The sequence below is a fragment of the Oryzifoliimicrobium ureilyticum genome (assembly GCF_037199735.1).
In the GTDB taxonomy this organism is placed as follows: Bacteria; Pseudomonadota; Alphaproteobacteria; order Rhizobiales; family Rhizobiaceae; genus Rhizobium; species Rhizobium ureilyticus.
The window spans coordinates 1-22,491 of the sequence record NZ_JBBBVQ010000032.1 but is presented as its reverse complement, the minus strand read 5'-3'; the positions used below and the strand labels follow the sequence as shown (position 1 = coordinate 22,491).

The following is a 22,491-nucleotide window of genomic DNA, read 5'->3' as shown; positions in this document are numbered from 1 at the left end:
TTCCCGTGCAATATGCTGATGCCGTCAGAACCGCAACTGCTCATAAACCACCCATTGAGGTGGTGGCGCCTAAAAGTATCTTAATATACGGAATGAATTACGCTCCTGAGATAGCTGGTGTTGGTAAATACACCGGCGAGATCGCAGAGCATCTGGCCAGCGAAAAGGGCGTTTTGGTTTCAGTGGTAACAACACCGCCCCATTACCCCGGCTGGAAAGTGCAAACGGGCTTTACCAACGCCTACTCAGTTGACAAAAGCGGCAAGATCCATGTGACGCGGACGCCTCTTATTTTGCGTGAACGTATGGGCGGAGTTTGGCGTCTGCTTGCACCTCTATCATTCGCTGTGACTTCAGCTCCGGTTGTTGTCTGGCAAATTTTGAGACGTAGACCAGAAGTTGTCTTCTGCGTTGAGCCAACGTTATTTGCTGCCCCTTTTGCGCAACTTGCTGCCTGGTTGGTGGGGTCACGTACCGTCCTTCATGTACAGGACCTGGAAGTCGATGCGGCCTTCGCAGTAGGCCATCTCGGAAAGATTGCGTGGCTGCAAAAAATAGCTTTCGCTTTTGAACGATTCGCACTTCGCCGCTTTGGCTCAGTTGTCACCATTTCCAATAGGATGGCAGATAGGCTGGAGGCTAAGGGTGTTGAGCGCAGACGCCTTACCGTGGTTCGCAATTGGGTAGACCTCGCCCATATTTATCCGCTGTCGACGCCGAATGCTTATCGCGCTGAACTTGGTTTAGACGATGATGACTTCGTGGTGCTCTATTCCGGTAACATTGGAGCGAAACAGGGTTTAAATGTACTGCTGGATGCGGCACGAGCCTTGAGCGAAGAGCGTAAAGTTCACTTCATTATAGCGGGCGAGGGACCCCTGAAGGCGGGTCTGATGACAGCCTACAGCGATTTGCCGAATGTACATTTTTTGCAGTTTCAGCCTTATACACGATTCAATGAGTTTCTAAACTTTCCCGATCTACACGTATTACCACAGGATCATGGGGCAGCTGATTTGGTTCTTCCCTCTAAGCTAGGGGGTATGTTAGCGAGCGGAAAGCCTGTTCTTGTAACAGCGGAAAAAGGCACGGAACTGGCTGAATTCGTTACAGGCGCCGCAACCGTAATTCCACCCGGTGATAGTGGTGCACTAGCTGTTAGTATTGCAGAGCTTTATCGTGGAAAATCGGTTACACCACGTTTCGAGAACTCGTCCATTTGTAAAAGCTTAGAGAAGACCGCCGCTCTCGGGCAACTCATTCAGAGTATGTCGCAATGAGCACAGGGCCAAAAGTCGCGATTTACAGCCGTAGCGAAAGTGGGCATCGCGGCGATTATATCCGTTTTGCGAAGACGACTTTTTGTGCCGAGCGCATCTCTCCGTATAAGATGTTCTTTGAAGCTCGGCCGATTCTATTCTTGATGATCGAGGATTCGTTCTTTCTGTACGTACTATCATCTTTGTGGCGCTCGCTTTGTGGGCGGCGAACAGTTGGGCTTCTTTTTCGACCAGGCCCTGCGGTCGAGGGTGCAACCATCAGGCTCAGTATCAAACGCGCCTTTTTGAAGTCGATGAAAAAAATATCATTGATCAGAACACTTACCATAGTGCCTTTTTATGTCGAGCCTACTTATGAGCAAATTGCAGATGGGTGGATCTACGACTTTCAACTTTGGGATCTAACTGACAGAGAGATCGCGGCGGGGAAAGCAGAGAACGCCGCGTTCGAGATATCCGAAGTTCATGGTAGAACCGTTTTGGGAGCTGTAGGGTCGCAAGATCGCCGCAAGGGATTTGATATTTTTGCGCAAACTTGGGTTAAAAACTCTGAAATCCGCAGCCGTTACCTATTTCTATTTGGTGGAAAGACAGCGCTCGATTGTGATGAACTAGCCGAGCAATTTTCCGCGAACGGCGGTAAGGGCCTGAATCGCCGCATATCCGATGAAGATTTGCTGTCAATTTATGCCGTCGCCGACCTTATTTGGTGCCTCTATTCGAAAGATTACGATCAAGCTTCAGGCATTTTCGGCAGGGCCGTCCAGTTTGGTATTCCTGTACTTGTGCGGGAGGGATCGGTGTCTCACAGGATTTGTTTGGAGAAAAGCATCCCCCATATAGCTTCAACAGAAGACGGACTGGCCTCCGCGTTGAACGGCAAACTGCCTAGACGTGATCCAAAACTTGGTGGGTTGCTTGCCAAGCAATTTCGGTTGGAAAGTCTTGCAACTCTGCAGGCAGCGCTCGGCCATGAAGGATGACCTAATGAAGGCCACCGCTAGCAATCTTAATTTGAGGAAAAACGTCGCTGCGGCCATTTTATCTTTTATGGTCAATTCAGGACTTGTTTTCTTAAGTTACCGCTTGCTAATCTTAAAAGGTGGCTTGGAAGCTGTAGGTCTGTGGTCGACACTCTTCGCATGGACATCGCTAATACGCATTGGTGATGTTGGCATGGCCAGCGCCTCGCTACGGTTTGCTGCTTTGTGCGATCCGCAACGCGATCGAGAAAAATTACAGAAATATATAGAGACAGGCATACTAACCAATGCAGCCCTGTTTTTTATATTAACGGTCATTGGATATGTAACCCTCAGTCTCGCACTACCGCATCTTGTGCGAGATGACCTATTGGAGTCTGCCCAGAAAATTGTACCTCTGATGATGGCTAGCTTCTATTTCATGAATATGAGCGGCGTTGTAAGCGGTTCTATGCAGGGTCTGCATTTAGGGTATATCGCCTCACAATTGAGCGTCGGAGGCAGTATAGTTCAAATTATACTCGTCATTTTGCTCGTGCCGCTATACTCGCTTGAGGGACTGGCGATCGCGCAGATAGGCCAGTATGTGCTTATGCTGACTATTGGTTGGTGGTACGTCAGGAAATCGGCTGGCATCGCAAACATCCTTCCATTGAAATTTTCTTACAGATCATTTCGAGAAATGCTGTCATTCAGTCTGAAGGCGCAAGTTGCAAACATCGCAAACGGTCTGTTTGAGCCAACTGCCAAGATAATGGTCGGACATTTCGGCGGATTGCCTACACTCGGCGTGTTTGAGCTTGCCTATAAAACAGTAACTACTTCGCGGAGTCTTCCAGCCTCAGGCGTAAATGCAACTTTGCCTGCGATGACAAAGCTTCTCTCTGAAGATCGGCTGAGGGCCAAGGCACTCTATGGGAATGTCGCGCGTAGGAACATGTTCGTGACGTCCGCCATGTTTGTTCTTCTAACAGCCGCATCTCCTATCATCGCCCTGATCTGGATCGGCCACATTGACTACCTTTACGTCATATATGTTGGAACACTTTGCTTCGGATTTTTGGGTAACTCTTTAGGGGCACCAGCATATTTACTTGGAGCAGCTTCAGGTCAGATGACAAATGTCATCATCACCGCTGGAAGTAGCCTTGGTACCTTGGTGCTTGTGGGCGCGATCGCTGGAGTAACGTTTGGGGGGAACGGGGTCATCATCACCGTTGCCTGTACGTTGTGCCTGGCTGGAATTGTTATTAAGCGTCTGAATGAACGTTTTTTGGAGGATGCCTTGTCTCCAGGCGCGGTTGCAGAACTCGGTGGTGTGCAATGACCAGGGTTTTGCATCTCATCCATACTCCTCGCCACTCAGGTGCGGAAGTCCTTGTACGGAATTTATGTCTGAATGACGTAGAGAAGGGAGATGTTTGCAGCATCGCATCTTTTGCGCCGCTGCAGCCGGACTTCGCGCCTGAGGCAGAACTGCTTGTGAAGGCTGGAGTAAAACTTAATTTTCCTGAGGATGCGCTTTCAAAACTCGGCAGAATTATACATTACCGTAAAATAATTCTAGATTTTAAACCTGATGTGATTATAGCGCATTCGGTATTGCCGTCACTCTACGGTAGGCTGGCTTTGGCCAGTTTGGTCGGAAAACGTAGATTTCTAAGTGTCTTGCATGCAGCGAGCAACGATGATTATGGCGCTCCGCTCTTTGAGAGGCTAGAAAGAATACTTCGACGCTATATTGATGTGGTTGTTGCAGTCTCACGTGAAGGGGCTCTTAATTACGAGAGGCGGTTCGGGTCAGAGATCCCTATAGTCATTATTCCGAACGGTATCGATTTCTCGAGGTTTGGTCGGTCGGAAAAGAGTGCCGCGCGAGATAAGCTTGGTATTTCGCAAACAGCGAAAGTTATTCTCCAGGTAGGCCGGATCGCGCCTGTGAAACAACAATCCTTCACCATTGAAGCGCTTCGCGCGCAACTTTCTGAGGGATCACTCCATTTGTTTCTAGCCGGTATTTTCGAAGATGGCAGCTATCTGGAAGTCCTGGAAAAACAAATAAAGATGTGGAAGCTAGAGGAGCAAGTCTCGCTCCTAGGTGGACGCAGCGACATACCCGATCTTCTATCTGCTGCCGATGTATATGTCATGCCATCTATCGCTGAGGCACAGCCTATTGCCATCATAGAGGCGTTGGCGGCTAAGTTGCCAGTGGTAGCTTCACGTATTCCTGCTTTAGAAGTTTACGATGGTTGGCAGGGTGTAGATTTGGTGGATATAGGTGATATGTCATCTTTCTCTATCGCGGTCATGCGGCATTTGTCCGAGGAGCGGCTTTACGACCGCGATCTGTCAGCTTTTTCTATAGGGCAAACAGCCGAGAAGTATCGTGGCTGTTACAACGCCCATGGCCGGCAGCCGTAAATTTTACATCTCGTTGAGCAATCAGGCAGGATTTTTGCTTTAGGAACGGTAATGCCCAAAGTTAATGTGATTTATCATCACTACCCACATTATCGTCGCCCCGTCATGCATGAACTCGCTAGAAACGGGAGATATGAATATGAATTCTGGGGAAGTACGGAGCCGGTCGATGGGATCGTACCATATACAGGCGACGAAACTATAAAAATTCGTGAGCTTTCTTTCAAGATCAGAAAAGGCTTTTGGATTTTGGGGGGGTACTGGCCTGCAGTTTTTGATAGGTCTGCCAGAGCTATTATAATACTTGGCAATCCAAACATGCTGGCCAGTTGGTGGATGCCCTTAGTGGCCAAGGTGCTGGGCAAGAAAATCTTGTTTTGGACGCACGGATGGATGAGACCAGAAGGCCGGATCAAGACTGGAATACGAAATTTCTATTTCCGTTTAGCCGACCATATGCTGGTCTACGGCACAAGATCCAAAGTGCTTGGAATTGCGGCGCATTACCCCGCTGAAAAAATAACGACCATTTACAATAGTCTCGATCACCAGAGGGCGCGGGATCTGATGTCGTTGATCTCAAACGACGCAGACGGCGTGTTACGCCCAAAAGAAATGTTTAGCGATGCTAGTCTTCCGCTCATTATCTGCACCGCTAGACTTATCCGGGAGTGTAGATTTGAGCTGCTACTGGAAGCGGCCTCAATTCTTTCTCTTCGTGGAAGGCCAGTTAATGTGCTGCTCGTTGGTGACGGGCCAGAGCGCGAAAATCTAAAGGCAGTTTCGGAGGAATTAAACCTAAATCTTAGGCTGTTCGGCGCTTGTTACGATGAAACTGTTCTTGCGCAGTTGATTTATCATTCAGACCTGACTGTATCGCCTGGGAAGATAGGGCTAACGGTTATTCACAGCCTCAGCTATGGAACACCCGCCATAACGCATGGTGATATGAATAGGCAAATGCCAGAGGCTGAAGCGATTATTCCAGGGGTTACCGGCGCGTTTTTCGAATGTGACAGCGCGGTTGATCTTGCTAGGGTGATTGCAGAATGGCTTTCGGTCCAGCATAACCGCGACGACGTACGAGCTGCCTGCTTTAAGGTTATTGCAGATAAGTGGAACCCAGAAAATCAACGCGTGCTTATTGAGCGAGCATTAGATCAGACACTTGGAATCAAGAGCGATTGAATGGGGAATCGAGGAGCATATCCTGCTGTACCAAAACCAATGTCCGTTCCCGAACCACTTATTGATCGGTGTAGACGTGAGATCGACAAGCCGTTGAAGAGGCGAGTACGTTACTTCATTAACCGCGTGATCAAAAAACGGCGTACGCTAGCTGAGCTTGGAGAGGGTTTTCAGCTGGGCTTAACAACTTTTGTTCCTCCCCAAAGTCGGTTGGGTCGTTATGGTTACATCGGCAAAGGCTTTAGTGCTCCTAGTCCGATAAGTGTCGGGGACTTTTGCATGATATCTACCGATGTTAGCATCGTGGGGAACGACCATGGAATTGATGATGTCGACAATCCCATCCGATTAGCTTTCCGGTGGCGGCACGACATCACGATATTCGAAGCTGATTGCTGGATTGGACATGGGGCAATCCTACGATCAGGAATTACGATAGGACGTGGAGCTGTTGTCGCTGCGGGCGCCGTAGTTACAAAAGATGTGAAACCCTTCAGCGTCGTTGGGGGAAACCCCGCACGCATTATCAAGATGCGGTTTGATGAAGACGAGCAACGTCAACATGATAAAATCATGGCTACTTGTCTACGTAACGTAATTTGATCAAACTCTCTCTATCTGCTGTAGTACAGTATTGGGCCAGCGATCGTAGATGTATTAACGAGAGAAGCTTTGCTGACGGTATGGAACAACATCTAGGTTATTATTCACGGCTTCGATAATTAATCTTTCGGACACGCGAAATCTTGCTTAACTATCGCAGCCAAACTATCAGTGTACTTAAGTGTACATCAACTAAGCCTAAGCCTGGTTGTCCAGATAGGACAAGTCGCCTTTTTCAGTGAATACCGTTATTTAGAGGTGCCCTTGGCAATTTTGGACGCGAAGTTTACAAATCCGAAAGAAGGGGGGCCGAGTTTTTCACTTGGTCATCGTTTATCTCGTTTGCTTTGGAACGTTTGTTGGACCACGTTGGGTATTTGGACGCCAACGCCGATGTTTGCCTGGCGGCGCATATTGTTGCGGTCGTTCGGCGCAAATGTCAGCAGCAAAGCCAAAGTGTACCCCTTTGTAAGGATATGGTATCCGCGGAACTTGACCATGCAGGACTATTCTTGCCTAGCACGCGGGTTTAATTGTTACTGCGTGGACCATATTCAGCTTGGCACCTATGCGTTGGTTTCCCAAAATGCCTTTCTTTGTGGCGGCACTCACGATGTCGACGATGTTCATTTTCAGCTAATGACAAAACCTATCGTAATCGGGGCCGACGCGTGGGTTGCTGCTGAGGCATTTGTCGGGCCGGGAGTTGTTATTGGGCATAGCGCGGTGCTTGGCGCTAGGGCCGTAGTGTTCAAGAATCTCGAACCTCATACCATCTACGCAGGAAACCCGGCTATTGCACTGCGTCGTCGTAAACAAAATGAGGCAGAGAATGGTTAGCCTAGCCGTCGTTATACTAACGCATAACGAAGAACGGCATATCGGCCGTGCCATCGATGCTGTGCGTCCGCTTGCAAAGGAGATCCTTATTGTTGATTCAGGGTCCACTGATCGTACGATCGAGATAGCGAGGTCCAAGGGTGCAGTCGTACTGTTAAACCCATGGACAAATTATTCTCGGCAATTTCAATGGGCATTAGATAACGGATCAATTACTGCGGATTGGATAATGCGGCTTGATGCAGATGAGGTAATCGAGGACAAGCTTGCATCAGAAATTGCAGATAAACTGGATAAACTGCCGAGAGACGTTGTTGGCGTAAACCTGAAGCGAAAGCACATTTTCCTTGGTCGTTGGATTCGATTTGGGGGGCGATATCCCTTGATTCTGACGCGCATTTGGCGCCGGGGAAGTGGGCGCATTGAAGATCGATGGATGGACGAGCATATAATTGTCTCAGGAGGTCGTACGATCACTTTCGAGCACCCTTTTTCTGATCAAAACCTCAATGATATTGGGTTCTTCACCGACAAACATAATAAATATGCAACCCGGGAAGCTGTGGATGTACTCATTAAAAAGCATTCGCTTTTCGAAGGTGACGACCAAATACTCCAGGATCGCAGTTCAATTCAGGCTTCGTTGAAGCGGTTCATTAAAGAGAAGATCTATAATAATATACCATTTCAGTTTTCTTCCTTCGGATATTTTATATTCCGCTATTTTTTTCAATTAGGATTGTTGGATGGCCGGGAGGGATTGATTTATCACTTTCTACAGGGTGGATGGTATCGCTTCCTTGTGGGGGCAAAAGTCTACGAATTCGATCTTGAGCTGAGGGCTTTGACATCGATCGAGGAAAAGCGAAAAGTGCTCGCGAAGCTTTCCGGATTGAAGCTAGATCTAAGTGCGCCAAAGGTCGAACACGTGCGTCCGAGTACAAATTGAATATATTGTTATAGCTCTGGCACCTGAAATATGTATCTCAGTGAACGTATTACGAGTATTTATTGAAAAACGGTACACCGATGCACCGCGCTAAAATTTGCGCTCAGATGATGATGGCTTTCAAGAATTGTAAGCCTTACTCTGTTGGCACACGGTGTGTTGAGAGGGAGCTTGTATAGCGTCGGCGCTGGTATTCGAATCCGGCCATGTCACGGATAACGCATATTAGGCCTCATTCGTGCCTGTTATCCGCTTGTGTAAATACCTCTGAATGCGACGGCGAGTTCAACTTCCAAGGCAACCGGGAGAAGTTCGGTGAAACTATTTTAGATTCTCGCACTCTTTGAATAGAGCGCCAAAATGCGACATCAATAAAATTGTCGCTTTTCATTTTATCCGACGTCAAATTTGTCTTGATACGAGTGGTGACATCACAAGACAGGGATGTGTCACATGGCAAATTTGTCGGGCAGGGCGATCGCATTAGGAATAGCATTTGCTGCAGTGTCCACAGTAGCTGAGGCGTTGCCTCGTCTTCCTGCGCCGCAAGGCGGATCCGCGGGCAAGTCGATTTCCAAAATTGTTGAGGCTGACCTTCAGCCTACGCCGATCGGCTATGTTTTGTTCTGCGTCAACAATCCCTATCAATGCAGGCGTGTTGCTGGCGGCCGGCGGATGCCTTTGAACGAGCGCACCTGGAACCTTATCAGCAGCGTCAATCAGCAGGTAAACGCTCGTATCAGCCCTGATGCAAAAAAAGGTACAGCTGACTGGTCGCTGACGACGACCTATGGAAACTGTAACGACTATGCGGTTCAAAAACGCGATGAGCTCATCCGCCGGGGTGTTGCGCCTGCTGCCCTTTCCCTTTCAGTTGTTGTCACGCCGAGCAATGAAGGACATCTGATTTTGACGGTGCGCACAGATCAGGGAGATTTTGTTCTCGATAATCTTAGAAATGGTATCGTTGCGTGGAACAAGACCGGCTACCGCTGGGTCAGCGTCCAATCGAGCGTAAACCCCAACGCCTGGGTGAAGGTCGCAAGCGAAAGCTGAGGAAGTTGGCATCAATCAATAAGGAAGATCGCTATATAGTGCAGCGGTCGTCAGGCGGGAATTTCGCGCCTGTAGTTGGATGCGCTCGACGTCGATCAGGTGATATGCTTGGCTCTCTTTGCGAAGTCACCGTTACTGATAAATTTAGCCTTGAAATTTGCGATCATTTTGCGGTCTCGAACAAGAGGCCGTTGCCTACCATCGGGCCGTTGCCTAATGTGAACGGGTTCTAAGGATAACTCGATTCATATGCAGACCCGGTCCCTCCTGCTCGCATTCGCTGCAGCCCTTGGCATTTGCTGGCCCCTCAAGGCCTGGTCCAGCTCGGCAGTTGTTGTCATGCCGCTGGTTTCGGAAACGCAACGTGTTCTTGTGCCTGCGACACTCGGCATTATCGTAAACGCCAACGATCCCCAATCCTTGGAACTCGGTCGGCAATACGCCGCAATCCGAGATGTGCCTTTATCCAATATCATCGAGCTCAATCTACCACGCGTAAATTATGTCGTGCGTCACCTCATGGTGCGCGAGCTGGAAAAACTCCGTGGTGCTGCAAGTTATAATCGACTTGTCGGTTTTGCGCTCGCTTTTGATAAGCCTTATCGGGTCGATGCCAATCAATCGATTACCTCTGTCATAGCTGATGGGATTGTGCCGCTGAAGTGGGTCGGTAACTGCAATATCACGCCTGAAAGCCCCGATGCTGGCGCTCGCCCCGGCGCAGAATTCTTCAGAAAACCTGCGATGCTACTTTATGGAGGCGGAGACCTAAGCGATAGTCTTGCGCTAGCCAAGCGCGGCCAAGCGTCTGACGCGACAGACCCAAGTGGAGATATTTTCTTAATCAAGACTGCGGACAGCGCGCGTTCCGGGCCGCGTGAAGCTTCCATGGATCGCGCAAAGGAGAGGTTTGGCCAAGAAATCGGAATAACTGTCAATCGAACGCAAACATTTGCTGGTCAAAGCAATATTCTCGGCTTTCAGATCGGCTTGGCTGTCCTCAACAATCTGGATAGCCTTCACTTTCTTCCAGGTGCTTTTGCCGATCATCTGACGTCCTTCGGCGGTGCGATCTTCGATAAACGATCACAAACGCCAATCACTGCTCTCATAAAGGCAGGTGCCACCGCTTCTTATGGAACTGTGCGAGAGCCCTGTAATTACGCCGGAAAGTTTCCTGACCCGGAGCGTCTCATCAACAACTACCTCCGAGGCGACTCCATCTTGGAGGCTTATTGGAAAAGCGTTGATATGCCGACAGAAGGTCTGTTCATCGGAGAGCCGCTTGCCAGACCTTTCCCTGTCGTTGACGCGACAATCGATGGCGGTCTTGTTACGTTGAAAGCTAACCGTCATACCGAGGGTTTTTTGCTGGGCAACCAGGCTGACAACTCTTCAGGTCAAGCCAGCGTCCTGACAAAGAACCCGGTTCGATTGGCAATCTATGATGTTGAGTCAGGAACACCTGAATTCATTAAAGAGCTACCTATTGGATCGGCTTTGAAACCCGGCGATGTGGTTGGTAGTTTTAGCGTAGACAGCGCCAGCGCAGCGCATCTCATGCTAGGCGCACTCCGCAAAAGCTGAGGAGCCGTCTGCGTGCGCGGCCAGGATTGAAGCTGTCTGCTCGCAATCGCAATTTATAGGTTGTTGGACGTTTGATGGCTTTAAGGGTTTGCGGCGGCGGGTGGCTGATAGAAGCCTGATGAATAACTCCAATCATCATCCGGTCGCGCTAACCATAGCCGATGAGAAGCGGCTTCCGTTTGCACCCGCTCCGGTGCAACGGGCTTTAAGGCAACGATGAAGTTAAAACTCGACTTGCTGCTGATTTCACGCGTGAAGGTCATCGACGCGCCAAAAGCCTCGCGCCGAACCTCGCGCAGGGCGGCAATGTCAGGCATGACGTCTTCAAAATCCTGCCATGCTGCCGCCTCCAAGATCTTTTGAAGACTGTCGACTAAAGGCTTGTCCAGGTGTCCGGCAGCATCGAGGGCTGGGTTCACGAGTTTGACCCTGATAGAACTGATTGTACCGGCCGCGTTGCCGCGCACCAGGTAAAAAACGGATCTTTTGTCACCGCTCTCATTCCAGGTATGCTGGAAAAAGCACTCGCGGGTACCGGTATTGGAGAGCTCTGCATTTCTCCATTCCGTCATTTCAATTCCCGCCTCACGTAAAGCGCTGCACATAGCTTTTCCATCGAGCCGCCAGCTTCGTATGAAACTTCCAGCAGGATCGGTACTCGGCGCTGATATAAGCCTTCTGGGCACCTGTTTGAGAATAGTAGGTGCTGCATGTTGCTGCTCGGATTGTGCTGGCGCCTGCGGCCTCATTTCGACAGTCGGTTCTAAACCGAGCTTGTATAGCAAAGACCTTAAATGTCTCATGTCGTTCGAGAGCAGGACGATGGCACACACGATGGACAAAGACACGGCGAGCATAACCCAAAGCACGCCGCGTTTGGGCGGAGTCGGTCTCTGTTTAACCTTATGGTTTCCATAGCTCGTGCTGTCGGAGTTAATGCAGGCTTCTCCTTACCGTCTCCTCAATTATACGCCTTACTTAGTAAAAAGAAGATAGCCTCTCCGAACTCAATCGTGGGACCATAATCGATATTGGGGCGTCGAGATAAAGTCTCGCTTTTAGCTGATAGGTTGCAGTAAGCGCTCGATCTTCACGGCCTGAAGAAGCATGATTGTCTTCATATCGATGATGTGGCCCGACGCGATCATGGCGAACGCCTCCTCGAAAGGTATCTCGACGACTTCGATATCTTCCTGTTCTTCCGCAAGGCCGCCTCCTTTTGTGCGGCCATCGTCCTCAAAGGTCGCAGTAAACATGGCCACCCTTTCCGTTAAGGCTGCGGGATTTCCGTAAGCGTTCGCGACGGGCTGCAAATCTGTGATCCGGATGCCGGCTTCCTCGAACGCCTCCTTTCGCGCGCAGGCTTCAGGAGTATCTCCGTCCAAAACGCCCGCGACTGCTTCAAGGAGATAAGGATATTCGCCGTTTATCATTGCTGGGGGCCGAAACTGCCTGACCAGAACAACGGTATCTCGAGCTTGATTGCAAAGGAGGACGGCGGCCGCATGGCCGCGATCATAGACTTCACGCGACATTTCGGCGAGATCGCCGCTCGGCTTGCGATACTGAAAGGAGTATTCGGTGAGTGTTCCCCATGCCTCACATAGTCGCTTGGACGAGATAATCTTTTCGGACAAACAATGCTCCTTTGGGCGCAACTCGAACTCTCGGTGATCCCTATCGCATGAAAATCGTTTCCTTGATGTAAAGTCGTCATTCGCCTCATCTGGCAAGAACCGGAGAATGCAACTTCTCTTGGTTCTTTGACCACGGCAGACTGAAGGCTCATTCGTCATGACAGTGCCGACAACTCCAAGCAACAAAAACCGAAAAACCTGAGAAAACGTTTTCTCATATTGACAAAACGTGTGCGCAAAGGTTTTCTCATCCTGAAGCTGGGAGGAAAACCTGAGGAAGATTGAGAGCAGATCGGTACGCGTCACCATCCACGACGTGGCGCGCGCAGCCGGGGTGAGCGTTTCCACGGTCTCCAAGGCCTTGAATGATAATGGTCGCATGGCAGCGGAAACGCGGTCGCGGATCAAGAAGGTAGCGCAAGGCATGGGTTTCCGTCCCAATGCGCTTGCGCGTGGCTTATTATCAAGCCGTTCGTTCACGGTTGGACTTCTGACGAACGACACCTATGGGCGATTTACGTTGCCGGTCATGGCAGGCGTCTCAGAAGCCTTGGTCGACCATGGCGTTTCGGTTTTCCTTTGCGCGATTGAGGATGATCCGGCGCTTGGAAGGATACATGTGGAGGCTATGCTCGATAAGCAGGTCGACGGGATCATTGCGACAGGAAAGCGGGTCGACAGAGCACTTCCAGTTGATCTTTCAGGCCTACCGGTTCCAGTCGTCTACGCGTTTACGGAAGGCGCGTCTGACAGCGTCACTTTCACCTCCGATGATGGCCAAGGTGCGGCACTGGCGACAAAGCATTTGATGACGATGGGCCGCAAAAGGCTGGTCCACGTCACCGGACCGGAAGGATTTGCCTCGGTGCGCGAGCGCGCCTCGGCCTTTCGGGAGCAGGCTGGCGCTGGGGCAAGGGTGATGAGCGGCGTTTGGTCGGAGGCTTGGGGGCGTGAGGCCGTGCGCGAACTGTGGAGGCGACCTGCTGAGGCCCCTGATGGCGTCTTTTGCGGCAATGATCAGATTGCACGCGGTGTTATCGATGCGTTGCGTGAACTGGGCCAGGACGTTCCGCGGGACGTTTCCGTTGTGGGCTTCGACAATTGGGAGATCGTTGCCAGCCAGGCGCGTCCGCCGCTGACATCGATCGACATGAATCTGAAAGAGCTTGGACGGGAAGCTGGTCTCACGGTTCTCGCGCTCGCAGAAGGAAACATGATTGAGCCTGGCTTGCGGAAGCTGCCGTGCCGGCTTGTCGTGCGGCAGTCTTGTGGAGGCGGGACTGGCGAGGATTAGAGGAGGCGGATGCAGGAGCGTCCGTATTGGGAGGAAAGAATGCTGAAAAGATTACTATCCGCAACGATCCTTTTGTCGGCAGCCATGATGTCGGAGGCTTCGGCCGAGACGATATCAATGTGGGTGCGATCTGGGATTGGCGACAGCTTTAAGGAGGTCGTCAAAGCCTTCAATGCGAAAGGAGGGGATAAGGTCGAGCTGACTGAAGTGCCGTTTTCGGAACTCGTACAAAAATATGCAACCGCTGTTGCCGGAGGGCAGGCACCTGACGCGCTTTCCCTTGACCTCATTTATACGCCTGCCTTTGCGTCAGCGGGGCAGCTCGAAGACCTGACGAATTGGGCGAAATCGCTTCCCTATTTCAACGCGCTCTCGCCCTCGCACGTAAAGCTCGGCACCTATGAGGGTAAGATCTACGGCCTGCCTCTCTCTGTGGAAACATCCATTTTCGCCTGGAACAAGGATCTTTATCGCAAAGCTGGTCTCGATCCTGAAAAGGCACCGACAACCTGGGATGAAATTACCACCAATGCGGAAAAGATCCGAGCGCTCGGCGGTGATACCTACGGTTTCTACTTTTCAGGCGGCGGCTGTGGCGGCTGCATGATTTTCACATTTACCCCGCTGATATGGGGCGCCGGAGCCGACATCCTCTCTGAGGAGGGGAAGAAAGCCACACTCGACACCCCGCAAATGCGCAAAGCCGTGGACATCTATCGCAACCTCGTTGCGAAGGACACAGTGCCTGCTGGCGCAGCCAGCGATAATGGCGTCAATTTCCTTTCGATCACCAACGGCAAGATTGGTCAGCAGAGCCTTGGGGCTTTTGCTATTGGCACACTGGTGACGCAACATCCCGAGATCAACTTTGGCGTCACCCTCATTCCAAGCGTTGATGGAAAGCCTTCTTCTTTTGCTGGGGGTGACAATTTTGTTGTTACCAAGGGCACGCCGCGTTTGGACAAGGTCAAGACTTTCCTGGAGTTCACCTACTCGCTGGAAGGTCAGAAAGTCATGGCGAAATACGGTAGCTTGCCGACTCGTGGCGATCTTGCCGATCAGGTTCTGGCGGGACTTGATCCACGTCTTGCGATCGCGATGAAGGCGGTTTCCGTTGCAAAGACGCCTTACACCCTGCAGTTCAACGACCTCATCAACTCGTCGAACGGGCCGTGGGCAACTTTCCTCAACGCGGCAATATACGGGAACGATGTCGATGGCGCATTTGCCAATGCGCAGGCCGACATGCAGCAGATCATCGACTCTGCTCAGTAGCGCTCGATTTCACGCCATATTCGCTCGAAGCAGAAGGAACTCTCGTCAGTTCCTTCTCCATCAAAGAGAGTAGATAAGTTATGACGATGCTGTCTGTCGTGTCAGAGCAGCGGCCGAAGCGGCGTAAGCGCGGCAGGGGACGCTGGCCCGGCCTGCTTTATATCGCGCCTGCGATGGCGTTGATACTCATCTTCTTTGTGCTCCCGATGCTCGCCACATTTTGGATGAGCCTGCATCGGTGGCCATTGCTGGGCAAGCCAACGTGGATCGGGATCCAGAATTATACGCGCATCCTCAACGATACACGGTTCTTCACAGCACTCGGCTTTACGGTGAATTACACGGTCGTGGTAACGATCGCGATTTTTGTAGTCGCATTTCCTCTGGCCATTTTTGTTGAGAAGCAAAAGCCTCTAGTGTCCGTCTATCGCACGGCCATTTTCTTGCCCGTTGTCGTCGGCTTGGCATCGTCTTCGCTCTTGTGGGTCTGGCTTGCCAATGTCGATAGCGGTCTGTTTGCGCCGCTTCTTCAACGCCTTGGCTTCACCGCAAACCGCATCAACCTTCTTGCCTCCTTCGATACCGCCTTCCTCACAATCATTGTCATGGTCGTTTGGAAAATCTCCGGTTTTACGATGATTATTCTTCTGACGGGACTTCAGGCAATCCCGACGGAATTGACAGAGGCCGCCCGCATCGATGGCGCCGGCCGTTGGCAGCGCTTTCGCTACCTTACGCTGCCCTTGATGCGCCGCACTTTGGCACTCGCGTTGATTTTGTCGATCACCGGCTCGATCCTCGCCTTCGATCAGTTCTACATCATGACGTCAGGCGGACCGCAAAACCGGATGATTTCGGTTGTCTATTATATCTTCAACCAGTCTTTCGTGTCGTTCAACCTCGGCTATGGCGCCGCACTCTCGATTGTCCTTCTGGCAATTCTCGTCGCGATCAGCGTCGGTCAGCTTTGGTTGCTCAAGGTGGGAGAAGAGCGTCCATGAAGCCCCATCGACATAGGCGTTTGCGCAAGAGCGCATTGAAGGGCTTCGCTTATCACGGCATCGGTATGGGGATCGGTTTTTTTTTCCTCGCCCCCTTCGCAATCAGTATGCTCGCGTCCCTGCGCTCGAACAGCGAGAGCGGCCAGCCTCCGTTGCCGCCGTGGCCGAGTTCAGGTCTTAGCTTTGATGCCTATCGTGCCCTGAATGGATTTGGGTCCGGCATCTGGCAACATACGATCAATTCCTTGACCGTGTCCTTAGGCACGGTTGTCCTGACGGTCGTTATCAGCGTGCTGGCCGGCTATGGATTTTCCCGGTATCGCTTCCCGTTTAAGAACGCGCTTTTCGTTCTGATCATCGCCACCTTGATGATCCCGTTTCAGTCCATCGTGACGCCGCTCTTCATCATTCTGGCAAAGCTTGGCCTCAACAATTCTCTCTTTGGGCTGGTGTTGATTTACGTCACGCTGCAATTGCCGTTTTCTGTCTTCATGATGCGTAATGCCTTCGACTCCGTTCCAAAGGAAATCGAGGAGGCGGCCCGCATCGACGGAGCGCGCGACTTAAAGCTGCTCGTTTGCGTCCTTATGCCTCTTGTGCTTCCGGGGATCGCAACCGTCGCAATCTTCGCATTTCTGAATGCCTGGAACGAGTTCCTTGGGGCATTGGTCCTCTTGTCCAGCAATGACAACTATACGCTGCCGGTCCTTATGACCGCCGTAAGGACAGGGCGTCTCGGCGCCATCAACTGGAGCGCCGTCCAAGCTGGCGTGACGGTCATGGTTCTCCCTTGCCTGTTCGTCTTCCTGGCCCTGCAACGCTACTACATGCGCGGCCTGATGGCTGGCGCAGTGAAATGAAGAAAGAGATCCTCATGAGCAAAATCATCAAAGATCGTCAATTTCGTCCGGCTGCCGTCCCCAATGTCAAGGTTGCCGGCTTCTGGGGCAAATGGCAGGATGCGGTCTGCAACGCAACGGCCGAAATCCTGCTCGATCGGTGCGTAGAAGCGGGAATGGTCTCTGCGATCGACGTCGAGCAACCCAGCCCCGGCATCGTCATCCCGCTCCAGCCATGGGGCGGAACGACCCAGATGTTCTGGGATTCGGATCTCGGCAAGTCTATCGAAACCATCGCCTACTCGCTGTACCGCAAGCCGAACCCCCGACTAGAGGCGCGTGTCGACGCCATCGTCGATCTCTATGAGAAGCTGCAGGATAAGGATGGCTATCTGAACGCATGGTTCCAACGCATACAGCCCGAGCGTCGTTGGAAGAACCTGCGCGATCACCATGAACTTTATTGCGCGGGGCATCTGATCGAAGCGGCCGTTGCCTACTTCCAAGCGACGGGAAAACGCAAATTACTCGATATCATGTGCCGATATGCCGACTACATGCTGACAGTCTTCGGGAAGGGGCCAGGCCAAATCCCTGGCTATGACGGACACGAAGAAATCGAATTGGCTCTGGTCAAGCTCGCGCGCGTGACCGGCAATTACAAATACCTCGACCTCTCGAAATTCTTTGTCGATGAACGTGGAACGGAGCCGCACTTTTTCACGGAAGAGTCCAAACGCGACAGGCGCGACCTCAAGGACTATATCCAGAAAACCTACGAATATGGTCAGGCACATCTGCCGGTACGCGACCAGCGAAAGGTCGTCGGCCATGCTGTCCGTGCCATGTACCTCTATTCCGGTATGGCCGACATTGCGACCGAGTATAACGATGACAGCCTGACGCAGGCGCTTGAGGCCCTTTGGGACGATCTCGTCAACAAACAGATGTACATCACTGGCGGGATCGGCCCGGCTGCGTCGAATGAAGGCTTCACCGACTACTACGATCTACCGAATGACACGGCCTATGCGGAAACCTGTGCTTCGGTCGGGCTGGTCTTTTGGGCAAGCCGAATGCTCGGACGAGGACCGAACCGGGAATACGCCGACATCATGGAGCAGGCGCTCTTTAACGGTGCCCTTTCCGGGCTGTCCATGGACGGGAAGACTTTCTTTTACGACAATCCTTTGGAATCCACAGGCAAGCATCATCGCTGGAAGTGGCATCACTGCCCATGCTGCCCGCCGAATATCGCGCGTCTCGTCGCGTCGATCGGGTCCTACATGTATGGCGTTGCGGACACGGAGATCGCAGTTCATTTGTTTGGCGAAAGCACGCTGAAATGTGAGCTTGCCGGAGCTGAGGTCGAGCTGAAACAGGCAACGAATTACCCATGGGACGGCAGAATTTCCTTTACAATCAACACGCCACAGCCCCTGTCATTTGCACTGTCAGTGCGAATTCCTGCGTGGGCCGAAGACGCTGCGATCAAGATCAATAACCAGCCCGTCGAGCTCGCGTCTGTGATCAGCGATGGTTATGCCCGCATCGAACGAGAATGGGTGTCCGGCGATCAGGTCGACCTTGATCTACCGCTGATGCTCCGACCGCAATTTGCCAATCCTAAGGTTCGTCAGGACGTTGGCCGCGTCGCCCTGATGCGCGGTCCATTGGTGTATTGTGCTGAAGAGGTGGATAATGGCGCCGATCTCAATGCTGTCGTCGTGCCGGCAAAGTTATCAGACGGAGGAAGCGAGGTCCTGCCTGATCTCAACGGGGCTGTAGCGGTCGATATCAAGGTGGAACGGGAAGATGTGACGGAATGGGGTGAGCAATTATATCGCTCCACGCCAGCCACTCGCGAGCCAGCCAATTTGCGGCTTATTCCCTATCACTTGTGGGACAATCGGAAGCCGGGAAGCATGCTGGTTTGGCTGCCATCTGCGAAGGAATAGGTGGTATGACGGGGACCGAGCACAGGCCTCAGAGCCTCTCCCTGGTGGGGATCAAAAAGAGCTACGGCGGTCTCGCTGTGATCCATGGCATTGATCTTGCGATTGAAGAGGGTGAATTCATCGTCTTCGTCGGACCTTCCGGATGCGGCAAGTCGACACTTTTACGCATGATCGCAGGCTTGGAGGAGGTGAGCGAGGGCGAGATCGTCATCAAGGCCAGGGACGTAACCGATCTTGATCCGTCAGAACGGGGGATCGCGATGGTCTTTCAATCTTACGCGCTCTATCCGCATATGACGGTCCGGGACAATATGGGCTTCAGCCTGAAGATGAGCCGCACCGCAACCGATGAAATTGATCGGCGCGTTTCGCGAGCCTCGTCGATCCTCAAGCTCGATCACTTGCTGGATCGGCGTCCTGGGCAGCTTTCAGGCGGCCAGCGTCAACGCGTTGCCATTGGACGGGCCATCGTTCGGCAGCCTGACGTCTTCTTGTTTGACGAGCCTTTGTCGAACCTCGACGCAGAACTCCGGGTCTCGATGCGCATCGAAATTGCCCGGCTGCACAGGGAGCTTGGCAATACCATGATCTATGTCACGCATGATCAGACGGAGGCGATGACGCTCGCGAGCCGGATCGTGATCCTGCGTGACGGGCGCATTGAGCAGGTCGGCACGCCGCGACAGGTTTATGAAGATCCGGGCAATACGTTCGTTGCGGGCTTTATCGGTTCTCCGCGCATGAACCTTCTGGAGGGCGCATGGGAGAAGGGCGCCGTCCGCATTGGCGAGGCACTGTTACCAGCACCGCGCATCAATGCCGAGCTTTCGGAAGGGCACGCGGTCACTTTCGGCATCCGCCCTGAACATGTGGCAATCGACGCTGCCTGCGCTACTGGGCTTCTTGCCGTTGTGGAATTCAGCGAATACCTTGGCGGCGTTTGCTACCTTTACTGCCGCTTGCCAGGAGGGCAGGGGATCACCATCGAAAGCAGAGGTCATCTTCAGCCATCTGACGGGGATCACTTGAAACTCAGTTTTCCGCCGGAAAGAAGCTTCCTCTTCGATGCAACGGGCATTCGTATCAGATGAGGAACGTCTATCGCCTAAACGAGCGCTCGGTCTCATCCTAAAGCAGGCGAGCTCGCCCTTCACACGAGCGAATGCATGAAGGAACTGCGAGTTTTGAATTGATGTCCGCGGTCCGCGAACATCAGTGTCAATCCATCGATTTCATTCGAATGCTGTGATGATGCTGATACCCGGCGCTTCGGTCTTATCCATCGTCATCAGGGCAGGGATGGCCTCTTTAAGACTGATCCTGTTTGCAATCAACTGCTGCGGCCGGATTTTGCCAGCTCTGATCATCGATAGCATCGCGTCGTAACGCCAAGCCTGCATACCATGGCTGCCATAGATTTCGAGCTCATGACCGATCACCTGGGCCATGGGAATGGCCGGGGTGGCGTTTTCTGCAAGCATGAGGCCGACTTGGACATGCCGGCCGCGTCGCCGCAAGTTCTTGATCGAGTTGAAGCAGGTGGTTGGGTGTCCAAGTGCATCGATGGAGACGTGTGCGCCGCCCTTGGTGATCTCACGGACCGCTTCCACGACATCAGGAACCGACCTTGCGTTGATGGTGAAGGCCGCGCCGCACTGACGTGCGAGTGCCAGCTTCTCTTCGGTGAGATCGATACCGATCACATTGGCGCCGAGTGCAGAGGCGATCATAATGGCGGAAAGACCGACGCCCCCGCATCCATGGACGGCGACCCAGTCTCCAGGGCCCGTGCGAGCCTGATCAACAATCGCGCGGAACGCGGTTGCGAAGCGGCATCCAAGGCTCGCGGCCGTCGCATCATCGATGCTTTCGGGAAGATGGACGAGATTTACGTCAGCGTATTCGATCGCGACATATTCCGCAAAGGAGCCCCAATGGGTGAACCCGGGCTGGAATTGGTTCGGGCAAACCTGCTGGTTTCCAGAATGGCATTCGCCGCATCGTCCGCAGCCTGAGACGAAGGGGACAGTGACCCGGTCTCCGACCTTGAAGCGCATGACGCCTTCGCCTGTTGCGACCACTTTGCCAGCCAACTCGTGACCGGGAACATGAGGGAGTTTGACGTCGGTGTCGTGGCCCATCCAGCCATGCCAGTCGCTTCTGCAAAGGCCTGTTGCGCCAACTTCGATGACAACGCCATCAAACTCCGGCGTCGGGTCAGGAAGCAGACGGATCTCGGGCGCCTCCTCAAAGGCTTCGAACATCATTGCTTTCATTTTCGTGTCTCCCAGAGGTGCGGTCCTGATCTCGTTTAGCTGAAAACCGGCAGGGCGGCATAGATGGGGAATGGATGATCATGTGTAAGCCTATGCCGCCCTCGGCGATGAAAATCCGGTCAATCGTGGTGCGTATCTCAGTTTCTCTTCGTCAGGGGGGGCCAATCAGCCGTTCGGCGATTGGGTCGCTAGACGCGGGAGCCGTCTTTGACCGGTCTTTTACCGTCCACAGTTGAGAGTATTTGATATATTTCTTTGAATTCATGAGGTTAGAAGTTTTCTGCCCGAATAAAAAAATACGGGTGTTGACTGCTGAGCTGTGGGGGGTCTATAAGCCCGCTCACTGACGAGGGCGGCGGGCGCTGCAAGCGGTTGTTGCCTTTGTTTCTGGTTTCCTTTGATTGGCTGGATTGCTGATTGAGCGAGTTTTGGCTTTGTTGCTGGGACTTGTAGGGGACTGATTGACTGGGATTTCCGGTCTGTTTTTTGACAATTGAAGATGAGAAGAAAGAGAAACGTGGGCNCCGCTCACTGACGAGGGCGGCGGGCGCTGCAAGCGGTTGTTGCCTTTGTATCTTGTTTCCTTGATTGGCTGGATTGCTGATTGTGCGGGTTTTGGCTTTTGAGCTGGGACTTGTTGGAGACGGATTGACTGGGATTACTGGTCTGTTTTTTGACAATTGAAGATGAGAAGAAAGAGAAACGTGGGCGGCGGAGTTTCGCGGTTTCTGGTAGGTTTATGCTTATTAGGGACTGATAGAATGACTTTGGCGGTCACGTTTTGAACAAGAGAACACGGATTGTTTGAGCTGTGAAGTTTGAATGATTTTGTGAGTTCTCGTCGATTCAGAATAGTGATTTAGCTAGATTGAATTCTCAACATGAGAGTTTGATCCTGGCTCAGAACGAACGCTGGCGGCAGGCTTAACACATGCAAGTCGAGCGNTGAAGTTTGAATGATTTTGTGAGTTCTCGTCGATTCAGAATAGTGATTTAGCTAGATTGAATTCTCAACATGAGAGTTTGATCCTGGCTCAGAACGAACGCTGGCGGCAGGCTTAACACATGCAAGTCGAGCGCGTAGCAATACGAGCGGCAGACGGGTGAGTAACGCGTGGGAATCTACCCTATACTACGGAATAACGCATGGAAACGTGTGCTAATACCGTATGTGTCCTGATGGAGAAAGATTTATCGGTATAGGATGAGCCCGCGTTGGATTAGCTAGTTGGTGGGGTAAAGGCCTACCAAGGCGACGATCCATAGCTGGTCTGAGAGGATGATCAGCCACATTGGGACTG

General features: G+C 52.1%; 19 protein-coding genes and 1 rRNA gene. 17 read left to right on the top strand and 3 right to left on the bottom strand.

The features are described from left to right. Positions 1 to 5: 5 nt before the first annotated feature. From VQ830_RS26720 to VQ830_RS26675, 10 genes are all read left to right on the top strand, one after another. Positions 6 to 1,280: a WcaI family glycosyltransferase gene (locus VQ830_RS26720; RefSeq protein ID WP_337271197.1), complete on the top strand. Its 1,275-nt coding sequence runs from the start codon at positions 6 to 8 to the stop codon at positions 1,278 to 1,280. Beyond that, a complete protein-coding gene (locus VQ830_RS26715; protein WP_337271196.1) occupies positions 1,277 to 2,263 on the top strand; it encodes a hypothetical protein in 987 nt (328 codons plus the stop codon). Before VQ830_RS26720 ends, VQ830_RS26715 begins: the two co-directional genes overlap by 4 nt. A gap of 4 nt (positions 2,264 to 2,267) precedes the next feature. Continuing rightward, positions 2,268 to 3,590: an oligosaccharide flippase family protein gene (locus VQ830_RS26710; protein WP_337271195.1), complete on the top strand. Its 1,323-nt coding sequence runs from the start codon at positions 2,268 to 2,270 to the stop codon at positions 3,588 to 3,590. Next, a complete protein-coding gene (locus VQ830_RS26705; RefSeq protein ID WP_337271194.1) occupies positions 3,587 to 4,687 on the top strand; it encodes a glycosyltransferase family 4 protein in 1,101 nt (366 codons plus the stop codon). Before VQ830_RS26710 ends, VQ830_RS26705 begins: the two co-directional genes overlap by 4 nt. Positions 4,688 to 4,738: 51 nt before the next feature. Then, entirely contained in the window at positions 4,739 to 5,875 is a 1,137-nt protein-coding gene (locus tag VQ830_RS26700; protein ID WP_337271193.1) for a glycosyltransferase, read from the top strand. Continuing rightward, a complete protein-coding gene (locus VQ830_RS26695; protein ID WP_337271192.1) occupies positions 5,876 to 6,478 on the top strand; it encodes an acyltransferase in 603 nt (200 codons plus the stop codon). It abuts the gene before it with no gap. A gap of 258 nt (positions 6,479 to 6,736) precedes the next feature. Then, complete coding sequence (locus VQ830_RS26690; RefSeq protein ID WP_438618790.1) at positions 6,737 to 7,318, top strand: LbetaH domain-containing protein; 582 nt, start codon at positions 6,737 to 6,739, stop codon at positions 7,316 to 7,318. Beyond that, on the top strand, positions 7,311 to 8,267 hold the full coding sequence (locus tag VQ830_RS26685; RefSeq protein ID WP_337271190.1) for a glycosyltransferase family 2 protein: 957 nt from the start codon (positions 7,311 to 7,313) through the stop codon (positions 8,265 to 8,267). The genes VQ830_RS26690 and VQ830_RS26685 overlap by 8 nt, the downstream gene beginning before the upstream one ends. A gap of 453 nt (positions 8,268 to 8,720) precedes the next feature. Continuing rightward, positions 8,721 to 9,323 (top strand): transglutaminase-like cysteine peptidase, encoded by a 603-nt coding sequence (locus VQ830_RS26680; RefSeq protein ID WP_337271189.1) that lies wholly within the window; start codon positions 8,721 to 8,723, stop codon positions 9,321 to 9,323. 249 nt (positions 9,324 to 9,572) lie between these two features. After that, on the top strand, positions 9,573 to 10,910 hold the full coding sequence (locus VQ830_RS26675; RefSeq protein ID WP_337271188.1) for a TIGR03790 family protein: 1,338 nt from the start codon (positions 9,573 to 9,575) through the stop codon (positions 10,908 to 10,910). Between the two features lie 80 nt (positions 10,911 to 10,990). On the opposite strand, the gene VQ830_RS26670 is transcribed toward VQ830_RS26675, so the two are convergent. Beyond that, positions 10,991 to 11,767 (bottom strand): DUF6030 family protein, encoded by a 777-nt coding sequence (locus VQ830_RS26670; protein ID WP_337271187.1) that lies wholly within the window; start codon positions 11,765 to 11,767, stop codon positions 10,991 to 10,993. Positions 11,768 to 11,968: 201 nt separating this feature from the next. After that, complete coding sequence (locus VQ830_RS26665) at positions 11,969 to 12,547, bottom strand: NUDIX domain-containing protein (RefSeq protein ID WP_337271186.1); 579 nt, start codon at positions 12,545 to 12,547, stop codon at positions 11,969 to 11,971. A 271-nt stretch (positions 12,548 to 12,818) separates the two neighbouring features. Between VQ830_RS26665 and VQ830_RS26660 the strand changes: the two genes are divergently transcribed. The 6 genes from VQ830_RS26660 (at position 12,819) to VQ830_RS26635 (ending at position 20,005) form a co-directional block, all read left to right on the top strand. Then, a complete protein-coding gene (locus VQ830_RS26660) occupies positions 12,819 to 13,841 on the top strand; it encodes a LacI family DNA-binding transcriptional regulator (protein ID WP_337271207.1) in 1,023 nt (340 codons plus the stop codon). Between the two features lie 39 nt (positions 13,842 to 13,880). Continuing rightward, complete coding sequence (locus tag VQ830_RS26655; RefSeq protein WP_337271185.1) at positions 13,881 to 15,116, top strand: ABC transporter substrate-binding protein; 1,236 nt, start codon at positions 13,881 to 13,883, stop codon at positions 15,114 to 15,116. 86 nt (positions 15,117 to 15,202) lie between these two features. Beyond that, positions 15,203 to 16,117, top strand: a complete 915-nt coding sequence (locus VQ830_RS26650; RefSeq protein ID WP_438618788.1) for a carbohydrate ABC transporter permease — start codon at positions 15,203 to 15,205, stop codon at positions 16,115 to 16,117. Next, positions 16,114 to 16,977 carry a carbohydrate ABC transporter permease gene (locus tag VQ830_RS26645; RefSeq protein ID WP_337271183.1) on the top strand — a complete coding sequence of 288 codons (864 nt, stop codon included), beginning with the start codon at positions 16,114 to 16,116 and terminating at the stop codon, positions 16,975 to 16,977. The genes VQ830_RS26650 and VQ830_RS26645 overlap by 4 nt, the downstream gene beginning before the upstream one ends. A gap of 14 nt (positions 16,978 to 16,991) precedes the next feature. Next, complete coding sequence (locus VQ830_RS26640) at positions 16,992 to 18,914, top strand: glycoside hydrolase family 127 protein (RefSeq protein WP_337271182.1); 1,923 nt, start codon at positions 16,992 to 16,994, stop codon at positions 18,912 to 18,914. Between the two features lie 5 nt (positions 18,915 to 18,919). Then, positions 18,920 to 20,005 (top strand): ABC transporter ATP-binding protein, encoded by a 1,086-nt coding sequence (locus tag VQ830_RS26635; RefSeq protein ID WP_337271181.1) that lies wholly within the window; start codon positions 18,920 to 18,922, stop codon positions 20,003 to 20,005. A gap of 141 nt (positions 20,006 to 20,146) precedes the next feature. Here VQ830_RS26635 and VQ830_RS26630 read toward each other — a convergent pair whose 3' ends face one another. Continuing rightward, a complete protein-coding gene (locus VQ830_RS26630) occupies positions 20,147 to 21,190 on the bottom strand; it encodes a zinc-dependent alcohol dehydrogenase family protein (RefSeq protein WP_337271180.1) in 1,044 nt (347 codons plus the stop codon). A gap of 1,011 nt (positions 21,191 to 22,201) precedes the next feature. Here VQ830_RS26630 and VQ830_RS26625 point away from each other — a divergent pair. Then, positions 22,202 to 22,491, top strand: a 16S ribosomal RNA gene (locus VQ830_RS26625); the annotation flags it as partial.